Raw genomic sequence first — 15,044 nt, forward strand, 5'->3', positions numbered from 1 at the left:
GTCACCCACGTCCCCGCCGGGGCACCGAGCCGAACTCGCTCAGCAGCCACAGCAGCGGGTCGGTGACCCGGTAGGGCTGGATGCCGGTGGGCGCCACCCGGGTGTCGGCGGTGGGGCTGTTGCCCAGGGCGGAGACCCCGAAGTAGCGGTAGCGGCGGTAGTTGTGCTCCAGGTTCTGGTCGATCGGCACGCCCTCCCACTCCTTCAGCAGCCGGCGGACCTCCTCGTGGACGTCGAGGCTGTCGCCGGTGTCGAAGCGATCACCGGCGGGCGGGTGGGCGCGCAGCGGGCTGCCGGCGTCCAGGGTGTCCCAGAGGGCGTCGAGCTTGGCGAAGACCACCGCGATCGGGGTGGTGATCAGGCCGGTGCCACCGCCCTTGCGCTGGGCCAGCAGCATGTTCGTCACCCGGTTGAGCGCGTTGCCCGGTGCGTCCACCCCGTCGGACCCCGGCAGCACGGTGCCCGGGCGGACCAGCGCCCGGGCACCCGGCATCTGCAGCGGATCGAGGATCAGGATGATGCCGTCGGCGTGCGCCAGGTAGCGGGTGTTCAGCTCGATGCTCTCGCGCGAGTTGAAGTTCTCGCCCGCGGTGTCGAAGAAGGAGAGCACGCTGTGCCGCGGGCGGGAGCCGTAGAACCGGCCGCGGCCGAGGCCGAAGCGGAACACCAGCGGGTCCACCCGGTTGTCACCGGCCCCCGCACGCCTGGTCCCGGAGGGGAGTTGACCCTTTCGGTAGAGCGTCTCCTGGTACTCCGAGTCGAAGCGCTGCATCGTCGCGTCGTCCGAGGCCATCAGTGAGGCGCCCAGCCGGGCGCCCACCCGGTTCATCAACTCGTGCAGCAGCACGGTCATGTAGACCGTCTTGCCGGAGGCCTTGGCGCCCACCATCGCGATCAACTTGTGCTCCAGCTTGCCGAACTGAACCGGCAGGGTGCTGTGGCAGACCGGGCAGATCCGATACGTCGACTCGTCCCCGCACCTCGGACAGGCGGCTCGGGGGTGGCGCCCGTCACCGGTGGAGAAGACCGGGCCGAGCTCGCCGCGCTTGCCCATCCGCTCGGCGAGCACCGGATCGCGCTCGGGCGTGCACTGCCGACCGTTGCGGCTGAGGCGGGTGCTGCACCGGAAGCCGATCTCCCGGGCGGTGAAGGTCTCGTAGCAGTACGGGCAGGCAAGTCTGGCGGCCATTCAGGTCACTCTCAGTCGATGCAGGGCGGTCGGGCGCAGCTCCACCGCGTTGTCGTCCGGCGCGATCGGCAGGCAGACCAGCCAGGACGCGCCGCGGGTGGGCGGAAAGGGCAGTTCGACGGTGAACGGGGCCTGTGCCTCCAGTCGTTGGGCGGGAAGTTCGCGCAGCACGGTGCCGTCCTTGGCACTGCTCGGGCAGCTGCGACCCAGGCCGTGCACCACCTGGAGCGCGGGCAGCAGGCAGGCGGTCTCCGCGGTGAAGGCCAGCCGGGCCGTTCGGGCGCGCAGGCCGCCGAGGTTGCGCAGGCCGCTGAAGCTGCGCAGGTCGGGCAGGTCGCGGTGGACGGAGGCCGCATAGCGCACCAAGGGGGGCCTGGCGGGCAGGCTCAGCGCGGCGGCCTCGGTGAGCGGACCGGGCGGGCGCGGTACGAGCACCTCCACGGTGAGGGTGACGGCGCCGCGGCCGACCGTCAGGTCCAGGCCGCCGTCGTGCTCGTAGACCCGACGGGGGCAGCGCAGATCCCCGGCCTGTGGGCGGCCGGCGGGGGCGGGGCCCTCCAGACGCCAGCGCACCCGGGCCTCGCGGCCGTCGGGGGGCCAGGCCCAGACCACGAGGAGGTGGTCGTCGCGGCGGATCGCGCGCAACTGCTCGACGGGGTGGGGGTGCAGGGTGACGGGGGTGCCGGGATCGGGTACTGACGACTCGTCAGAAGGCGAGGGGTCGGCGTCCGTGCAGTCGAACGTGGGCTCGCGCTCGGCTGTCGGCTCGGGTATCGGTGCTACCACCGGCTCACGTTCCGGGGCACGTGGTCTTTCGAAGGGGCGGGTGGGCCTCGCGGGCCGCCCGGAGTTCGGCTCGGGGTCCTCGGTCTCCACGGCGCGTTCCGTGACCCGCTCCGCGGCCCGCACTCGTGGCGGCTCGGGATCCTTGGCCATCCTCGGCCGTGACGCGGTCGCCTGACTGCCCGTCAGCACCTGCAGCAGCCCGAAGTCCTCTGCCAGCGCCAGCCCGTTCGCCACCGCCGCCTCCGGGGTCCGCGACTCCACCAGGATCCCGAGCCGCTGCTCGAACCACTCGGCCATCCCCGGTGTGGCGCTGAGTCCGCCGGCCAGCAGCAGCGTCTGCGGCTCGGTCAGGCCGCGCTCCCTGACCGAGGCCAGCAGCGCGTCGACCGACGCGAGGCTCTGCGCGCGGATCGGCTCGACCAGCTGCTCGAAGGTCTGCCGGTCGAGCGAGACCTCGCGGTCGCCGTCCTCCCAGGGCACCGGCTGCCGTGCCACCGGCACCGTGCCGAGCGCGAGCCGCAGCTGCTCGGCGACCCGGAGCAATGGGCCCGCCGAGGCTTCGGGGGAGCCGAGCCGGCGCAGCAGTTCACCGGCGATCGCCTCGTCCCAGCGGTCGCCGCCGATCGGCTCGGTGCGGCTCTCCAGCACCCGCACCGTGCGGTCGGCGTCGATGGCCAGCAGCGTCAGGTCCGAGCTGGTGGCGCCCTGGTCGTAGACCAGGACCGACAGGTTCGCGCCTTCGCGGATCGTCTCGTAGTGCAGCGCGGTGGCCACCGGTTCGGGCAGCACCTGCCCGACCGTCAGACCGGCCCGGGTGACGGCCGAGCGCAGCGCCGGCTCCATGCCGTTGCCGGTCGCACCACCCGGGCCCGTCCGCGCCGCGGCCGGCACCGCGAGTGCGACCGTCTGCGGGAGGTCGCCGCCGCCCGCCAGGCTGCGCTGTGCGAGGGCGGCCAGCACGCAGGCGGTCAGCTCCTGCGGTCCGACGGAGTCCTCGGTGGCACCCGCGAAGAGCCGGGAGCGGGCCGACAGCGCCCCCCAGGCGCGGCTGACCCGCAGGTCACCGGGCCCGGCGACGTGCACCGTGGCCGGTACGGCGGCGCCCGTCGCGGTCCTGCCCGCGGGGTCCGGCCAGGCGATCCGGGCGTAGCTGCCGCCCAGGTCGATCCCGTGCATCAGTCCTCACCGTCCCTCTTCTTCACCAGGGCGTCGGGGGTCACCCGCACCGTGCCGTCCTCGGCGATCCCCAGCCGGATCCGGCTGCCGGCCGGCGGCTGGTGGGTGACCAGGTGGCGCACCACGGCCAGCAGCACGGCCTCCAGCTCGTTGCGGATCTGCCGACCGCCGTAGGCCTGCCGCTCGGGGTCGGCCATCCGCGTGGTGATCCACGGGTGCAGGCCGGCCCGGTCGTGGACCAGCTCGACCTGGTGGCGCGCACGCACCGATTCGGCGAGCTGCCCGAGCAGCCGTTCCGCGATGCCGATGACGTGCTCGGTGCGCAGCATGTCGAAGACCACCACGCCCGGCTTGAGGCGGCCGTAGATCTCCGGCCGGCCGATGGCCCGGAACTTGGCCTCCACCGCCTCGGTGAAGTGCTCCTGGAGCACCGGGTAGGGCAGGTCGCCGCCGTGCTCGGCCAGCAGCTGGTGCAGGCCGTCCGAGCCGGTGTTGGAGGTGAAGATGATCAGGCTCTGGGAGAAGTAGGCGGTCCGGCCCTGGCCGTCAGTGAGCCGGCCGTCCTCCAGGATCTGCAGGAACTTGTCGAGCACGGCCGGGTGGGCCTTCTCGATCTCGTCGAAGAGCAGCACGCTGAACGGCCGTTCCTGCACCCGCCGGGTCAACTCGCCGCCCTGGTCGTAGCCGAGGAAGCCGGGCGGCGCCCCGGCCAGGCGCTCGGCCGCGTGCTCCTGCTGGTACTCGCTCATGTCGAAGCGCGCGTAGGCGCTCGGATCCCCGAAGATCAACTGGGCGACTGCCTTGGCGAGTTCCGTCTTGCCGACGCCGGTGGGGCCGACGAAGAAGAACGAGCCGCGCGGCCGCGCGGCCCCGGAGCTGCCGAAGCCCACCCCGACGTAGGCCGCCTGCAGGGCGCCCACCACCGCGTCCACGGCCCCGGGCTGCCCGAGCACCCGGATGCCCAACTCCTGGGCCGCCGCGGCGATGGTGCGCCGGTCGAGCTGCGTCCAGGGATCGACGTTGACGTTGAGCCGGTGGCGTTCCAGCAGCTTGCCCGGCTCCTGCACCGGCACCTTGCGCACCTGCGAGGTCCTGGCCAGCGCGTCCAGCTCCCAGGCCGTCATGCCGTCGGTGGCGCCGACCAGCGCCTCCAGCTCCGCGGCGGTGGCGTTCGCCCCGCCGTTGAACTCCGGTGCGGTCATGGCGAACCAGCGCCGGCGCTCGGCCTGGTCGGGCCGGTCGACGTGCAGCACCACCGTGCGCGGATCCTCCCGGTGCAGCCAGCCGGGCAGCCGGCCGAGGTCGCCGACCACGGCGAGCACCGGATTGCGGGCGAGCGGCGGCTCGCCGCGGCCGGGGCCGGGCGGGGGAGTGGCGGCGTCCGCCATCGCGGCGCGCAGGCGCAGGTAGCCCTGGACCGAGGCGGCCTCGGCCTGCGGCAGGGCGAGGTCGATGTCCTCGAAGACGAAGGCGGTGGCCGCCTGGGGGAAGGCCGTCAGCCGGTGGGCCTCGGCGAGCGCGTCCTCCACCGGGACCAGGCGACGGGCGGGGCGGGCGGTGAGCAGGTCGCCCAGGATCCGCTGCTGGCGCTCGTCGCGCGGTGTCGGCGGCTGGTGCGGGTCCTGCCCCGGGCCAGGGCCCGGGTTCCGGTGCTGCTCCTGCTCCTGCTCCTGGTTCCAGTCCCGGTCCTGTCCTTGGTCCCAGGCCCGGTTCTGCCCCCGGTCCTGTCCCTGGTCCTGTCCCTGGGTCCGGTCCTGGCCGTGGTCCGGCTGCGGCGGTGGCTCGGCGTCGTGGCCCTGCGGCGGCCGTTTGCCGGCCCGCCGGGCCAGTGCCTCGAAGCGCTCGCGATGCCCGGCGAGCGGAAAGCCGACGCCGTCGACCGGCTCCCACCAGGCCACCACATCGGCCCCGCAGGCGTCCAGGACCTTGGCCAGCACCGTGCGGAAGGAGGCCGGCTCCCCCTGCCACCACCAGCGGTCGCGGACCTGCCCGGTGATGATCACCTGGCGGCCGCGGCGCAGCTCCCAGCGCAGCGAGGCCGCCCAGCGCGGGGCGCCCGCGTGGGCCACGTTCCGGCTGTCGGTCGGCTCGGCCGAAGCATCCTGACGATCCGTCATATCTGGCTCGCGGAGGTGTCGCCCTGCTGCCCGGTCCCGGTCCCGGTCCCGGTCCGGCTCCCGCTCCCGGTCCGGCTCCCGGGTCGGGTCCGTGCGCTGCCGCGTGGCGGCTTGCCGTCCCAGTCCAACTCGCCCGGCTGGTAGCCGTCCTCCGCCATCGCCGCGTGCACCCGGTCCAGCAGCGCCTCCGGGCTGCAGGTCACCTCGCCCCGCTCGGACATCACCGGGTCGTCCGACTCGTCCTGCACCGTGTAGGTCAGCAGGGCGCCGCCCTCGGCGTCGCTGCGCACCGCCGTCCGGTACGTGGCGCCGCCCGCCCGCTCGAAGACCAGCACGAACTCCGGGCCCGCGTCATCCCCGTGCGCCAGCTCCAGCCCGTGGTGGCCCATCGCCGCCTTCAGCGCCTTGGCCAGCTCGGCGCGGCGCTGGTAGGCCAGCAGCAGCTCGTCCAGTCGCGCCTCCGCCTCGGGCAGCAAGCGCTCCAGCTCGCTGACCGCGCCCAGCGCCGCCGCGCCCTGGGAGGCGTCGATCGCCAGGGTCACCTGGTCCAGCGCACCGAGCAGCCGCGCCCGGAGCGCCGCCTCTCCTCGCTTGCCGGCGTCCTGGGCGGCGTCCCGCGCGGCTGGCGCGACGACGGCCAGCCGGTCCGCCGCCTCGGCGAGTTGGGCGGCCAGCTCGGCCGCGCGCCGCCGGTCCTGTTCGGCGGCCCGCTGCTGCTCCTGCTCCCGTCGCCGCACCGCCTCGCGCTGCTCCTCGGCGGCCAGTCGCTGCTCCCTCTCGCGGGTGAGTGCGGCCGTCCGGGCGGTGTCCACGGCAGCGGCGTGGCGGGCGAGTTCGTGTTCGACGGTCCCCAGGAGGGCTTCCGCCCGCAGGTCCTGATGGCCCCTCAGAGCCTGGCGAAGCTCGTCCAGCAGCTCGGCACACCGGCGGTGACCGGCCGGGTCGAGCCCGGCTCCGGTCGGCCCGATCAGCGCCAGCTGACGCTCGAACGAGGCGAGTTGGACGGCGTGGTCGGCGCTGTCCGCCCGGCTCCGGGCCTGTCCCGCGGTCCCGAGCGCGACCGCCTGACCGCGCAGCTCCTCGACCGCCGCCAGGAGCGCGGCGTCCGGCTGGTGCGGCGCGCGGGAGCGCAGCGCCGCGAGCTGCCGCTCCAGCCCCAGCACGGCCGCCGCGCCCGCCTGCGCGCGCACCGCCGTGATCAGGCCCGCCACCTCCTGAAGGCTGCGGGAGGCCGCCTCGCCCTGCTCCCACAGCACCGACGCCACCCGCTCGGCCCGCTCCCGCTCCCGCTCGGCGATCCGGTGGTCGGCCTCGGCCCGGGCCCGGTCCTGGCGCTCCCGGTCGCGGCGCTGGGCCTCGGCCCGGGCCGCCGCCCGCCGGGCCCGCTCGCGGGCCCGTTCCTCCTCCCGCCGTCGCCGCTGTGCGACCTGTCGCCGACGGCGCTCGGCCTCGGCGGCGCGGCGCACCGCGGCGACCGAGACGGTGCTGTACATGGGTGACCCGCTCACAGTTCCCCTCCTCCGGTGTGCGGGACTGGGCCGCCCGCCTCGGTGTGCAGTGCGAAGCCCTCGGCCGCGATCCGCCGTTCCATCTCCTCGCGGAAGCCCGGCACCGCCGGGACGCCGGCCCAGGAGAACGAGCCGTCGAGCCCGACGGACAGTTGGATGCCGGCGCTGGTGTCGGGCTCCGCCAGCTCCTTCAGATAGCGCGGCGACAGCGGGTGGATGCGCTGGTTCGAGGAACCGCGCCAGCGCAGGTCCGCGTGCAGCGCGGCCACGTACGGGCCGTCCACCAGCAGGTCGAGCCGCGCCAGCAGCTCCCGCTGTGCTCCGGTGCCGCGCCGCAGGACCGGGAGGCGGAAGCCGGAGTAGGCCATCGCGGACAGCTCGGGGCGCACCGCCCGGACCCCGTCGAGCAGTTCGACCAGCGCCGCGGCCTGCGCAAAGGGCTCGCCGCCGGACAGCGTGACACCCTCGATGTCGGTCAACTCTGTGAGCCAGTCGACCAGTTCGGCGACCGGTCGGCCCGCCTCCGGGGCGAACGGCAGCGTCTCGGCCGCGACGCAGCCCTTGCAGCGCAACGGGCAGCCCTGGACCCAGAGCACGGCCCGGCGGCCGGGCCCCAGGACGGTGCACCGGTTGAGCGTGCGGGCCACGGAGAGCCGTGCCCCCGCTGCCAGCTGCTCGGCTCCCTGCTCGCTCACTTCACCCTCCGGGCCGTGTTCGTGTTCGTCGGTCGACTCGCCTGTCCGGCAGGCCGGTTGGGCGGTGCGTCGACGGGCTCCTCCGGATACTCCTCGTGCCCGCGCCGGGCCAGATCGCACCAGGGGCACCAGGGGCGCTCCACCGAGTGGACGTGCCGGCGGTTCTCGGCGCAGCCGCGCAGCCTGCCGTCGGCCAGCTCCGCCCTCAGCGCCCTCGCCCAGGTCGCGGCGGACGGCCGTTGCCCGGGCGAGCGGCGCCCGGTAGGGCCGAAGGCGCTCCGGAAGAGCTCCGCGAGCCGCCCGGGAAGGAGGTCGAACGGCGGCAACGGCCGGGTGAACACCACTGATTGACGATCGATCAGGCGACAGCGGCCGTGCAGCAGATTGTCGTCCAGCGAGACGTAGCGGTTGCCGTCCGCCGGCCGCCCGGCGAACGGGTGCAGGCCGACCAGCAGGAGCTGGTGGACCAGCACCGCGAGCACGAAGTCGTCCGCCGCCTCGGTCAGTGCCGTGCGTGGATCCGCCACCGCTTCCGGTGCGGTGTAGCCCGGGGTGTGCATCCGGCAGGCGAACAGCTGCCCGTGGTCGGTGAACTGCCAGGAGTCCACGTCCGCGATCCCGATACCGCCCCACTCGTCCACCCAGAGGTTGTCCGGCTTGAGGTCCCCGACCAGGTACGCCTCCGCGTGCAGCGCGGCCAGCAACGAGGCGAGCCCGGCGGCCGCCCGCAGTGCGGTCGCCCAGCTGCTGCCGGGGAGCTGCTCCTGGCGGCCGGCCGGTGCCAGCAGCCGTTCGAGCGGCTGGTAGCGGCAGCGCAGATCGGCCATCAGGTAGCCGTGCACGCCGCCGCGCACGGTGGTGACCGCGACCAGTGGCCAGGCGAGCGTGCTGCTGCCGTTGCCGTTGCCGCCACTGCTACCGCTGCTGCCGTCGGCGGCGGCCAGGCCGCCGGCTCGCAGCCGCACGGTGCGCGGCTCCCACCGCTGGCGCACCAGCCGCTCGATCCGCCGGCGGTAGGCCGCCGGATCGGGGGGACGCGGCACCAGCTTGGCCACCAGCTGCGGGGCGTCCTCGACCGTGTACACCGCTCCCTCGCCGCCCTGCCCGATCCGCTCGGCCAGCCGCCACTGCCGCCCGTCCTCGGCGAGCACCCGCACCGCCATCAGCCGGCACCTCCGGTGAGCAGGGCGCACAGCACGGTGAGGTCGTCGCCGCTGCGCGCCGCCTGCGGGCCGGAGAGCAACGCGCGCAGCGGCTCGGCATCGCCGCCGTTGGCGCGCAGCTCCGCGGCCAGCGAGCAGAAGAACCGGGGTGAGGCGAGCGGGCCGGCGGCCGCCGGGAGACCGTGGACGGACGGGTGGTCGAGGGCGAGCGGGGCGCACCCGTCCGTCGCCAGGACGACGCCGCTGAGGTCCGGCTCGTGCAGGACCAGGGTGTCGACCCGCTCCCGCACGCCGGGCGTGGAGAGGAAGACGGGCGGCGTGCGGGGCGGCAGCGCCAGGCGGCACCGCTCGTCGCCGTCCGACCCCTGGCCGCCCTGGCCGCCCTGGCCGCCCTGGGAGCCGTTCGTGCGGGTGAGCACGGTGCCGAAGCAGTCGCCCACCGAGAGGAACGCCACCCAGGGCGGTCGGAGCACGGCGGCGGCCAGCGTCGCGGCCAGCGCGCCTTCCTGCGGCGGCCGATCTCCTTGCTCAGCCTGCTCTGCCTCCTCCGCCTGCTCCGCCTGCTCTGCCTGCTCCGCCTGCTCGGCGCCGAGGAGCGCTCGCACCGCGCGCAGGTAGCCGTCCACCACCGCGACGGCCCGCTCGCCGATCCACGCGCGCCAGGCCGCCGCATCGTCCTCGGCCGACGGGACGTCCACCGCGAGCAGCCGGCAGGCCGTGTCCACCGCCAGGTGCGCCCCCAGTGCGCTGCGGTCCCGGCTGCCCGCGCCGTCCGCGACGGCCAGCACCAGAGCCTGTCCGGCGGCCACGGCCTTGAACGCGTCCTGGCAGCCGCGCCCGGTCGCCAGGTGCGCGGTGCCCTGCACCACCGCGCCCGTGAGGATTGGCGAGGCGCGGCCGGCGCCCGGTGCCACGGCCATCACAGGTAGTCCTCTTCCAGTTCGTTCAGGATTCTGGCCCGGTCGGCGTCGTGGGCGACGTCCGTGTAGGTCTCCTTGATCGTCCGGCCGGGCTCCAGCCGGTCGGAGCTGGCGAGCAGGAGGCTCAGGATCTGGCTGAAGTCCAGGTTCTCCAGCATGTGGGTGGACCATGGCGCGAGGACCTTCAGCAGCTCCTGGTCCGCCCCGCGGACCCCGACCACGAAGAAGGCACATCCGTCCTCCTGCTCGGCCTGTCGCAACTCAGCGGCGGTGGACGCGAGTTGCCCGGCGTCCAGCGCCGTTCCCCACTCGTCGCTCGGCGCGCCGTCGGTGAGCAGCCAGATCACCGGCCGTACCACCGGCAGCCCCCGGTCGGTCAGCTCCTGACGGCGGCGCTGCGCCAGCTCCAGGGCGAGCCGCACCGCGGGAACCAGGCAACTGCACCCGGCCGCCGGCAGCTCGGGCGGCCGCAGCCCGGCCAGCGGCGCGAAGACCGCATCGCCGTCCGCCTGCTGCGGCGCGCGGAATCCGCCCGCCACCGTGTCGTAGATCCGCACCCGCTCGTCGAAGGCGATCAGGCAGACCTCCACCCTGGCCAGCAGCTGCGGTTTGGACCGGACCGAGTCGAACCAGCCGGCCAGCGCCCGGTTGAGCTCGGCGATCCGCGGACTGTGGGCCGGGCGGTTCATCGAGGCGGAGGTGTCCAGCAGGACGATCACGGGCTGGCGCTCGTCGAAGCCGCGCCCGAACCCGAGGCCGGTCGTGGTCGTCATCGCCCGCTCACCGACCCTGCTGTCGGCCGCGCCCACTCCGGCGGTTCGGGCTCGTCGGCCGCCTGCTGCCAGGGCGCCACGATCGCCGCCCGGAGCGGGGCGAGCAGCCGGTTGGCCTCCAGCACCCCTGCTGGGGTGTCGAGTTGGACGGACGAACCGGGATCGGTTTTGACCGGCTCCGTCCGGCAGCGGTCGCCGAACAGCACCAGCGCATGCCGCGGCCGATGCCGTCGGGACTGCCAGAGCAGGCCCTGCGCCTCGGGGACCCGGGCACGCAACTCGGCAGCCCAGCGCCGGGTCTGGGCATATCCCGGGCCCTCGGTCTCCAGCAGCCAGGAGTCCTGGCAGACGGCGGCCAGGTCCTCCTCGCTGACCAGCTCGATGAGCCGCAGGTCGATGGTGGTCCGCAGCGCCGTCAACGAGCGCTCGACGATTCGGCGGTACGGGACCAGCCGCATCCCGGTCTCCGTGTCGAAGGCCATCGAGCGGAGCAGCACCTCGGCCAGCGCGGTGGCCGGCTCGGGGGCGGCGTACAGGTACGGGTACGGGTCGAGCGGAGTGCCGTCGAATCGGCTGCCGCCGAAGTGGAAGTCGGCCAGCGCCGGGCTGAACTCGGCGCCGGACCACCGGGTCTGGTGGCAGCGCCACAGTTCCGTCCCGGCGGGCAGGGTGGACAGGTTGGGCTTCATCAGGAAGGTCGCGGAGTCCTCGGGCGGGAGCTGGGCGGTCATCAGTCCCCCTCCACCAGCGCGAGGGCGGCGGCGGTCAGCAGCTCGTCCGAGACCAGTCCGAGCAGCGCTGCCGGCGTGCCGCCCAGCCAACTGTTCCCGGCCAGCCACCAGTCGGCGGCACCCCACGGGTCCTGCTCGGCCAGGAGCAGCCGGTTGATCCGCTCGACCACGGGGAGCGGGCCGTGGCCGTCCCCGGCGAACTGGAAGGCCGGGTAGCGCACTTCGCCCGCGGTGTCGATCAGTTGGATCAGGCCGGCGCCGGCCTGGCCGGGCTCACCCCCGCGTTCGCCCACGCCGCGTTCGCCCACGCCGCGCGCACTCAGCTCGGCGCTGCTGAGGGCGGGCGCGGCGAGCAGTCGGCGCTGCACGGTGGCTATGATCTCGGCGGTGTCGGGGGCCGACGCATCGATGTCACTGTCTGACGGTCCGTCAGAGACTGTCATCGCGACGGACGGGGCGTCGCTGTCCGCCAGCCAGGCCAGCAGCTCCCGCGCGTGCGTCGCGACCGGCCGGGCGTCGGAGGTGGCGACCAGGCGCGTGCTGCTCGCCAGTGCCATCCGGACCGGGTGGCGCACCGGCAGCGGCAGCAGCGCGAGCTTGACCCCCTGCAGTGCCTTGCGGGTGGCCAGTTCGTCCCCCTCGGCCGCGGCGAGCGCGTTCAGCCGGGCCACCAGCAGCTCGTGCTGTGGCTGGTCGAGGGCGCTGCGGATGTCGTCCCAGTGCTGCCGCAGCAGCGCCAGCAGCTCCTGTGGGTTCATACCGTCCCCTCCGATCGTGTCGCGGGCCCCGGATGGCCCTGGTGGGTGAAGGCCGCCCAGATCGGCAGCCGGTCCAGGTCGGGCTGCTCCAACTCGCGCAGCAGCTCGCCCCGCAGGCTCGGTGGGGCGGTGCGGCAGGGGTCCAGCATCCAGAGCTGGGCGGCCCGCAGGGCATCCGCCGGGCTCAGGCCCGTGATCGCCACGTGGTGGTGGAAGACGGTCATCATCAGTGCCGAGGCGCCGTCCCGGGTGGTCCAGCGCGAGCCCACCACGTCCTTGGCCCCGCGCGCGAGGAAGGCCGTTGCCAGGGTCAGCGCCTCGTCGTGGTCGCGGGTGCTCAGGTCGGTCTCGCAGGCACTGAGCACCACCAACGGGCCCGCCCCGTCGGCGCCGGCTGCCGACGGGCGGTCCAGCAGCCGCGTCACGGTGAGCATGCCCGGGTCCGGCGCCGCCGCCCCACCACCCTGCCCTTCGGCCCTGCCGCCCTGTGCCTCGGCCCCGCCGCCCTGTGCCTCGGCCTCCTCGGGGACGGCCAGGCCGAGCGCGGACACCGTGGGCCGCACGCCCGCCGAACCGTGCGAGGCGATGTGCAGGAGCGAGAGCGGCCGCTGCGCGCCCCCGCCGGGGAGCAGCGCCAGCAACTCGTCCGGGGTCCCCGGGCCGACCGGCGGATCGTCCAGCTCGTAGTACGCGCCGTAGAGTTCGGCCTGCTGGTAGCAGCCGTCGCGCAGTGCGAGGACCTCCCGCTCGGCCAGGGTGAGGTCCATCCGCGGGTCGGCCACCAGCACCGGGCGCTCGGCCACCGCGAGGCGCTCGCGGGCCGCGGCGCCGAGGAACTGCCGCCCCGAGGCGGCGTACGAGAACACCATGCTCTCGCAGGCGTAGCGGTAGCGCCCGTCCTCCGCCCGGTGCCGCGCGGCGTGCCAGGGCACCACGCCGAGATTGCCGCAGGGGATCAGCACCAACCGCAGCGGCTCGGCACGGTCGCCCGGCCCCCACGCCGAACTCTGCGCCCGGTACGCGGCGATGCCCTCGGCAAGCGGGCCGACGACCGCCGGCCACGCCCAGTCGCAGAGCTCCGCCAGGGCCTGCTCCCATCGCGGTTCGACCGCTTCGAGTCCGGCCGCTGCGGCCTCCTCGGCCTCGCCCGCCTCGTCGCCCCCGGCGCGCAGGCGTGAGCGTTCCGCCGAGAGGTCGAGGTAGGCCTCCAGCGGCGCGCGCTCGTCATGGGCGAGGTGCGGCAGCGCCAGGGCGCCGATCTGCTCGTCGGGGGTGAGGACGATGGCCATGCCGTGCAGCTGCGTGCCGTCCGCCGCCTGCTGCCCGGGCAGCAGGTACACCAGGGCGTCGGCCTCGCCCGGCCGCAGGCCCGCGCACAGCTCCACCAACGTGGGTGGCTCGGAGTGCGGTTGGCAGTCCCGGAGGGCGTTCAGGGCCTGGCGGCGCAACAGGCCGGGGATCGGCGGCCGGTCCGCGGCACCGGTCGGTGTCGCACCCGCCTGCCGCCAGGCGGCCGCCAACTCGTGGTGCCCGTGCGCCTCCAGCAACTCGGGCACCTCCGCCGAGGCCGCGGCGGCCTGGAGCACCAGCGAACGGCCGAGTTCCAGCATCGTCACTGCGCGCCCGGGCGCCTTGCCGTCACCGCACCACCAGGCACCGTGCAGGGTGCGTGACGCCGCGCCGCGTGCCGTCAGGAGCCGGTGCTCGGCGCCGGATTCGAGCAGCACCTCGTCCCGCAGGGCCTCGAACGACTCCACCATGATTTCGGCACCGGCCACCAGGTCCCCCAACTGCCGGTCGCCGCGCACGAGGTGGGCCTCCGCCAGGGTCCAGAGCAGGTGGGCGTGCTGGAAGACCTGGCCGTCCGGCCCCGCCGCCCGCCGGACCCCCTGCAGCGCCTCGATGGCACGGTCCTGATCGGCCCGGGCCCCGGTGAGGTCGGCCTGTGTCTTCCTGGCCAGCGCTTCGATGGCCAGGCTCTCGACCCGGTCGTCCAGCAGACCGCGCTCCGGCTCGGTCGGCCGGGCCGCGAAGTGGGCGCGCAGGACCTCCGGATCACCGTCGATCCGGGCACGCAACGACGCCAGGTTGGTGAGCTGTATCCCGACCATGCCGCGCAGGCTCGGGATGGACTCCATGGCCTGCACCGCCTCCTCGTAGAAGCGCAAGCCCGTTCGCAGTATCTCGGGGTCCTGGGTCACCATCGCGAGATCGAGGTGGGCCGCGGCGATCGGGCCCAGATGCGGGGTGGCGGCCCGGTCGTGCTCGGACAGGGAATCGCGCAGGGCGAGGAGTTCCTCGATGCAGGTCTCGATGCCCGCCCGGTTCCCCTCGTGCCGGAAGCGACGGCTGCGCAGGACCAGGGCCTGCATCTTCGTCATGACGGCCAGCTGAGGGTGCGCGGCGGCACCGGCCGCGCCGAGCCGCTCCACCGCCTCGTCCAGCTGCCGCTCGGCCTCCTCCGCGTCCTGCTGGTTCCCGCCGACGCTCTGGGAACTGGACAGGAAGGCGGCGGAGAAGAGCCCGAGCACCTGGTGCGGGTCGAAGCCCGCCGGCACGTCGCCGGCCGCCTGCCGAAGCGAGCCGATGGCCTCGACCAGCAGGCTCGGATCCCCGCTGCGCAGCGCCTCGAACGCGCTCGCCCCGGCCTGCTGCACCGAGTCCTGGACGAGGCGGGCCGGATCCACCGAGGTCCCGGGTCCACACTGCACCGCCCCCAGCTCCGCCAGCAGCTCTGCCAGCTCGGCGAGTTCAGGATTGCTGTGCTCCGCGCCGTCCGCTTGGCGTATCGGCGTCCGGCTCAGCAGCATCACCAGGGACAGCGCCGCCCGCTGGGCCTCCCAACCATCCACCGCCGCCCCGCCCGCCCGCGCCTCCCGGAGCAACCGAAGCCCCCGCGCCCGGTCGGCCACCGCACCACCACGGGTCAGGTAGCGGGTCGCGAGCAGCCCGCCGAGCCTTGCCACCAGCAGCGCACGCATCGGCTCGTCCGGCCCCAGCAGCCCCTCCAGATCGACGAGTTCCATGATCACCCGGTCCTGCACGGCCGGATCGCCCAGCTGCGGCCGCGGCGGCCCCGCCGGATCCGCGAGCAGCAGCGACTCGGCCCGCGCCACCGCGTCCCGCGCCCAGGCCCGGACTCCCTGCACCCCGCCGTCTTCGCTGGTCAACCGTTGTTCTTCATCTGGATCTTGACTACTCGTCATCCGGGCCCCCGCTATCCGACAC

At 74.6% G+C, this 15,044-nt stretch carries 11 protein-coding genes; all 11 read right to left on the reverse strand.

Going from position 1 to position 15,044, the window contains the following annotated elements; translation table 11 throughout:
- Position 1: 1 nt before the first annotated feature.
- The 11 genes from ACFZB9_RS10815 to ACFZB9_RS10865 are packed head-to-tail and all read right to left on the reverse strand — an operon-like array spanning position 2 to position 14,986.
- The gene (locus ACFZB9_RS10815) at positions 2 to 1,189 is read right to left on the reverse strand and encodes a hypothetical protein (protein ID WP_391445728.1); all 1,188 of its coding nucleotides are present in this window, start codon (positions 1,187 to 1,189) and stop codon (positions 2 to 4) included.
- Positions 1,190 to 3,151: an Hsp70 family protein gene (locus ACFZB9_RS10820; RefSeq protein ID WP_391445729.1), complete on the reverse strand. Its 1,962-nt coding sequence runs from the start codon at positions 3,149 to 3,151 to the stop codon at positions 1,190 to 1,192. It abuts the gene before it with no gap.
- Positions 3,151 to 5,268: an AAA family ATPase gene (locus tag ACFZB9_RS10825; protein WP_391445731.1), complete on the reverse strand. Its 2,118-nt coding sequence runs from the start codon at positions 5,266 to 5,268 to the stop codon at positions 3,151 to 3,153. The genes ACFZB9_RS10820 and ACFZB9_RS10825 overlap by 1 nt, the downstream gene beginning before the upstream one ends.
- Positions 5,265 to 6,776: a hypothetical protein gene (locus tag ACFZB9_RS10830; RefSeq protein ID WP_391445733.1), complete on the reverse strand. Its 1,512-nt coding sequence runs from the start codon at positions 6,774 to 6,776 to the stop codon at positions 5,265 to 5,267. Before ACFZB9_RS10830 ends, ACFZB9_RS10825 begins: the two co-directional genes overlap by 4 nt.
- Positions 6,773 to 7,471, reverse strand: coding sequence for a 4Fe-4S single cluster domain-containing protein (locus tag ACFZB9_RS10835; protein ID WP_391445735.1), 699 nt, complete (start codon positions 7,469 to 7,471; stop codon positions 6,773 to 6,775). The genes ACFZB9_RS10830 and ACFZB9_RS10835 overlap by 4 nt, the downstream gene beginning before the upstream one ends.
- On the reverse strand, positions 7,468 to 8,634 hold the full coding sequence (locus ACFZB9_RS10840; RefSeq protein WP_391445737.1) for a hypothetical protein: 1,167 nt from the start codon (positions 8,632 to 8,634) through the stop codon (positions 7,468 to 7,470). Before ACFZB9_RS10840 ends, ACFZB9_RS10835 begins: the two co-directional genes overlap by 4 nt.
- Entirely contained in the window at positions 8,634 to 9,554 is a 921-nt protein-coding gene (locus ACFZB9_RS10845) for a protein phosphatase 2C domain-containing protein (RefSeq protein ID WP_391445738.1), read from the reverse strand. The genes ACFZB9_RS10840 and ACFZB9_RS10845 overlap by 1 nt, the downstream gene beginning before the upstream one ends.
- Positions 9,554 to 10,327 (reverse strand): hypothetical protein, encoded by a 774-nt coding sequence (locus tag ACFZB9_RS10850; protein WP_391445740.1) that lies wholly within the window; start codon positions 10,325 to 10,327, stop codon positions 9,554 to 9,556. The genes ACFZB9_RS10845 and ACFZB9_RS10850 overlap by 1 nt, the downstream gene beginning before the upstream one ends.
- A complete protein-coding gene (locus ACFZB9_RS10855; RefSeq protein ID WP_391445741.1) occupies positions 10,324 to 11,058 on the reverse strand; it encodes an RES family NAD+ phosphorylase in 735 nt (244 codons plus the stop codon). The genes ACFZB9_RS10850 and ACFZB9_RS10855 overlap by 4 nt, the downstream gene beginning before the upstream one ends.
- Complete coding sequence (locus tag ACFZB9_RS10860) at positions 11,058 to 11,816, reverse strand: hypothetical protein (protein WP_391445742.1); 759 nt, start codon at positions 11,814 to 11,816, stop codon at positions 11,058 to 11,060. Before ACFZB9_RS10860 ends, ACFZB9_RS10855 begins: the two co-directional genes overlap by 1 nt.
- Positions 11,813 to 14,986, reverse strand: a complete 3,174-nt coding sequence (locus tag ACFZB9_RS10865; RefSeq protein ID WP_391445744.1) for a CHAT domain-containing protein — start codon at positions 14,984 to 14,986, stop codon at positions 11,813 to 11,815. The genes ACFZB9_RS10860 and ACFZB9_RS10865 overlap by 4 nt, the downstream gene beginning before the upstream one ends.
- Positions 14,987 to 15,044 lie beyond the last annotated feature (58 nt).

This window comes from Kitasatospora sp. NPDC008050 (genome assembly GCF_042957465.1).
Lineage (GTDB): Bacteria > Actinomycetota > Actinomycetes > Streptomycetales > Streptomycetaceae > Kitasatospora.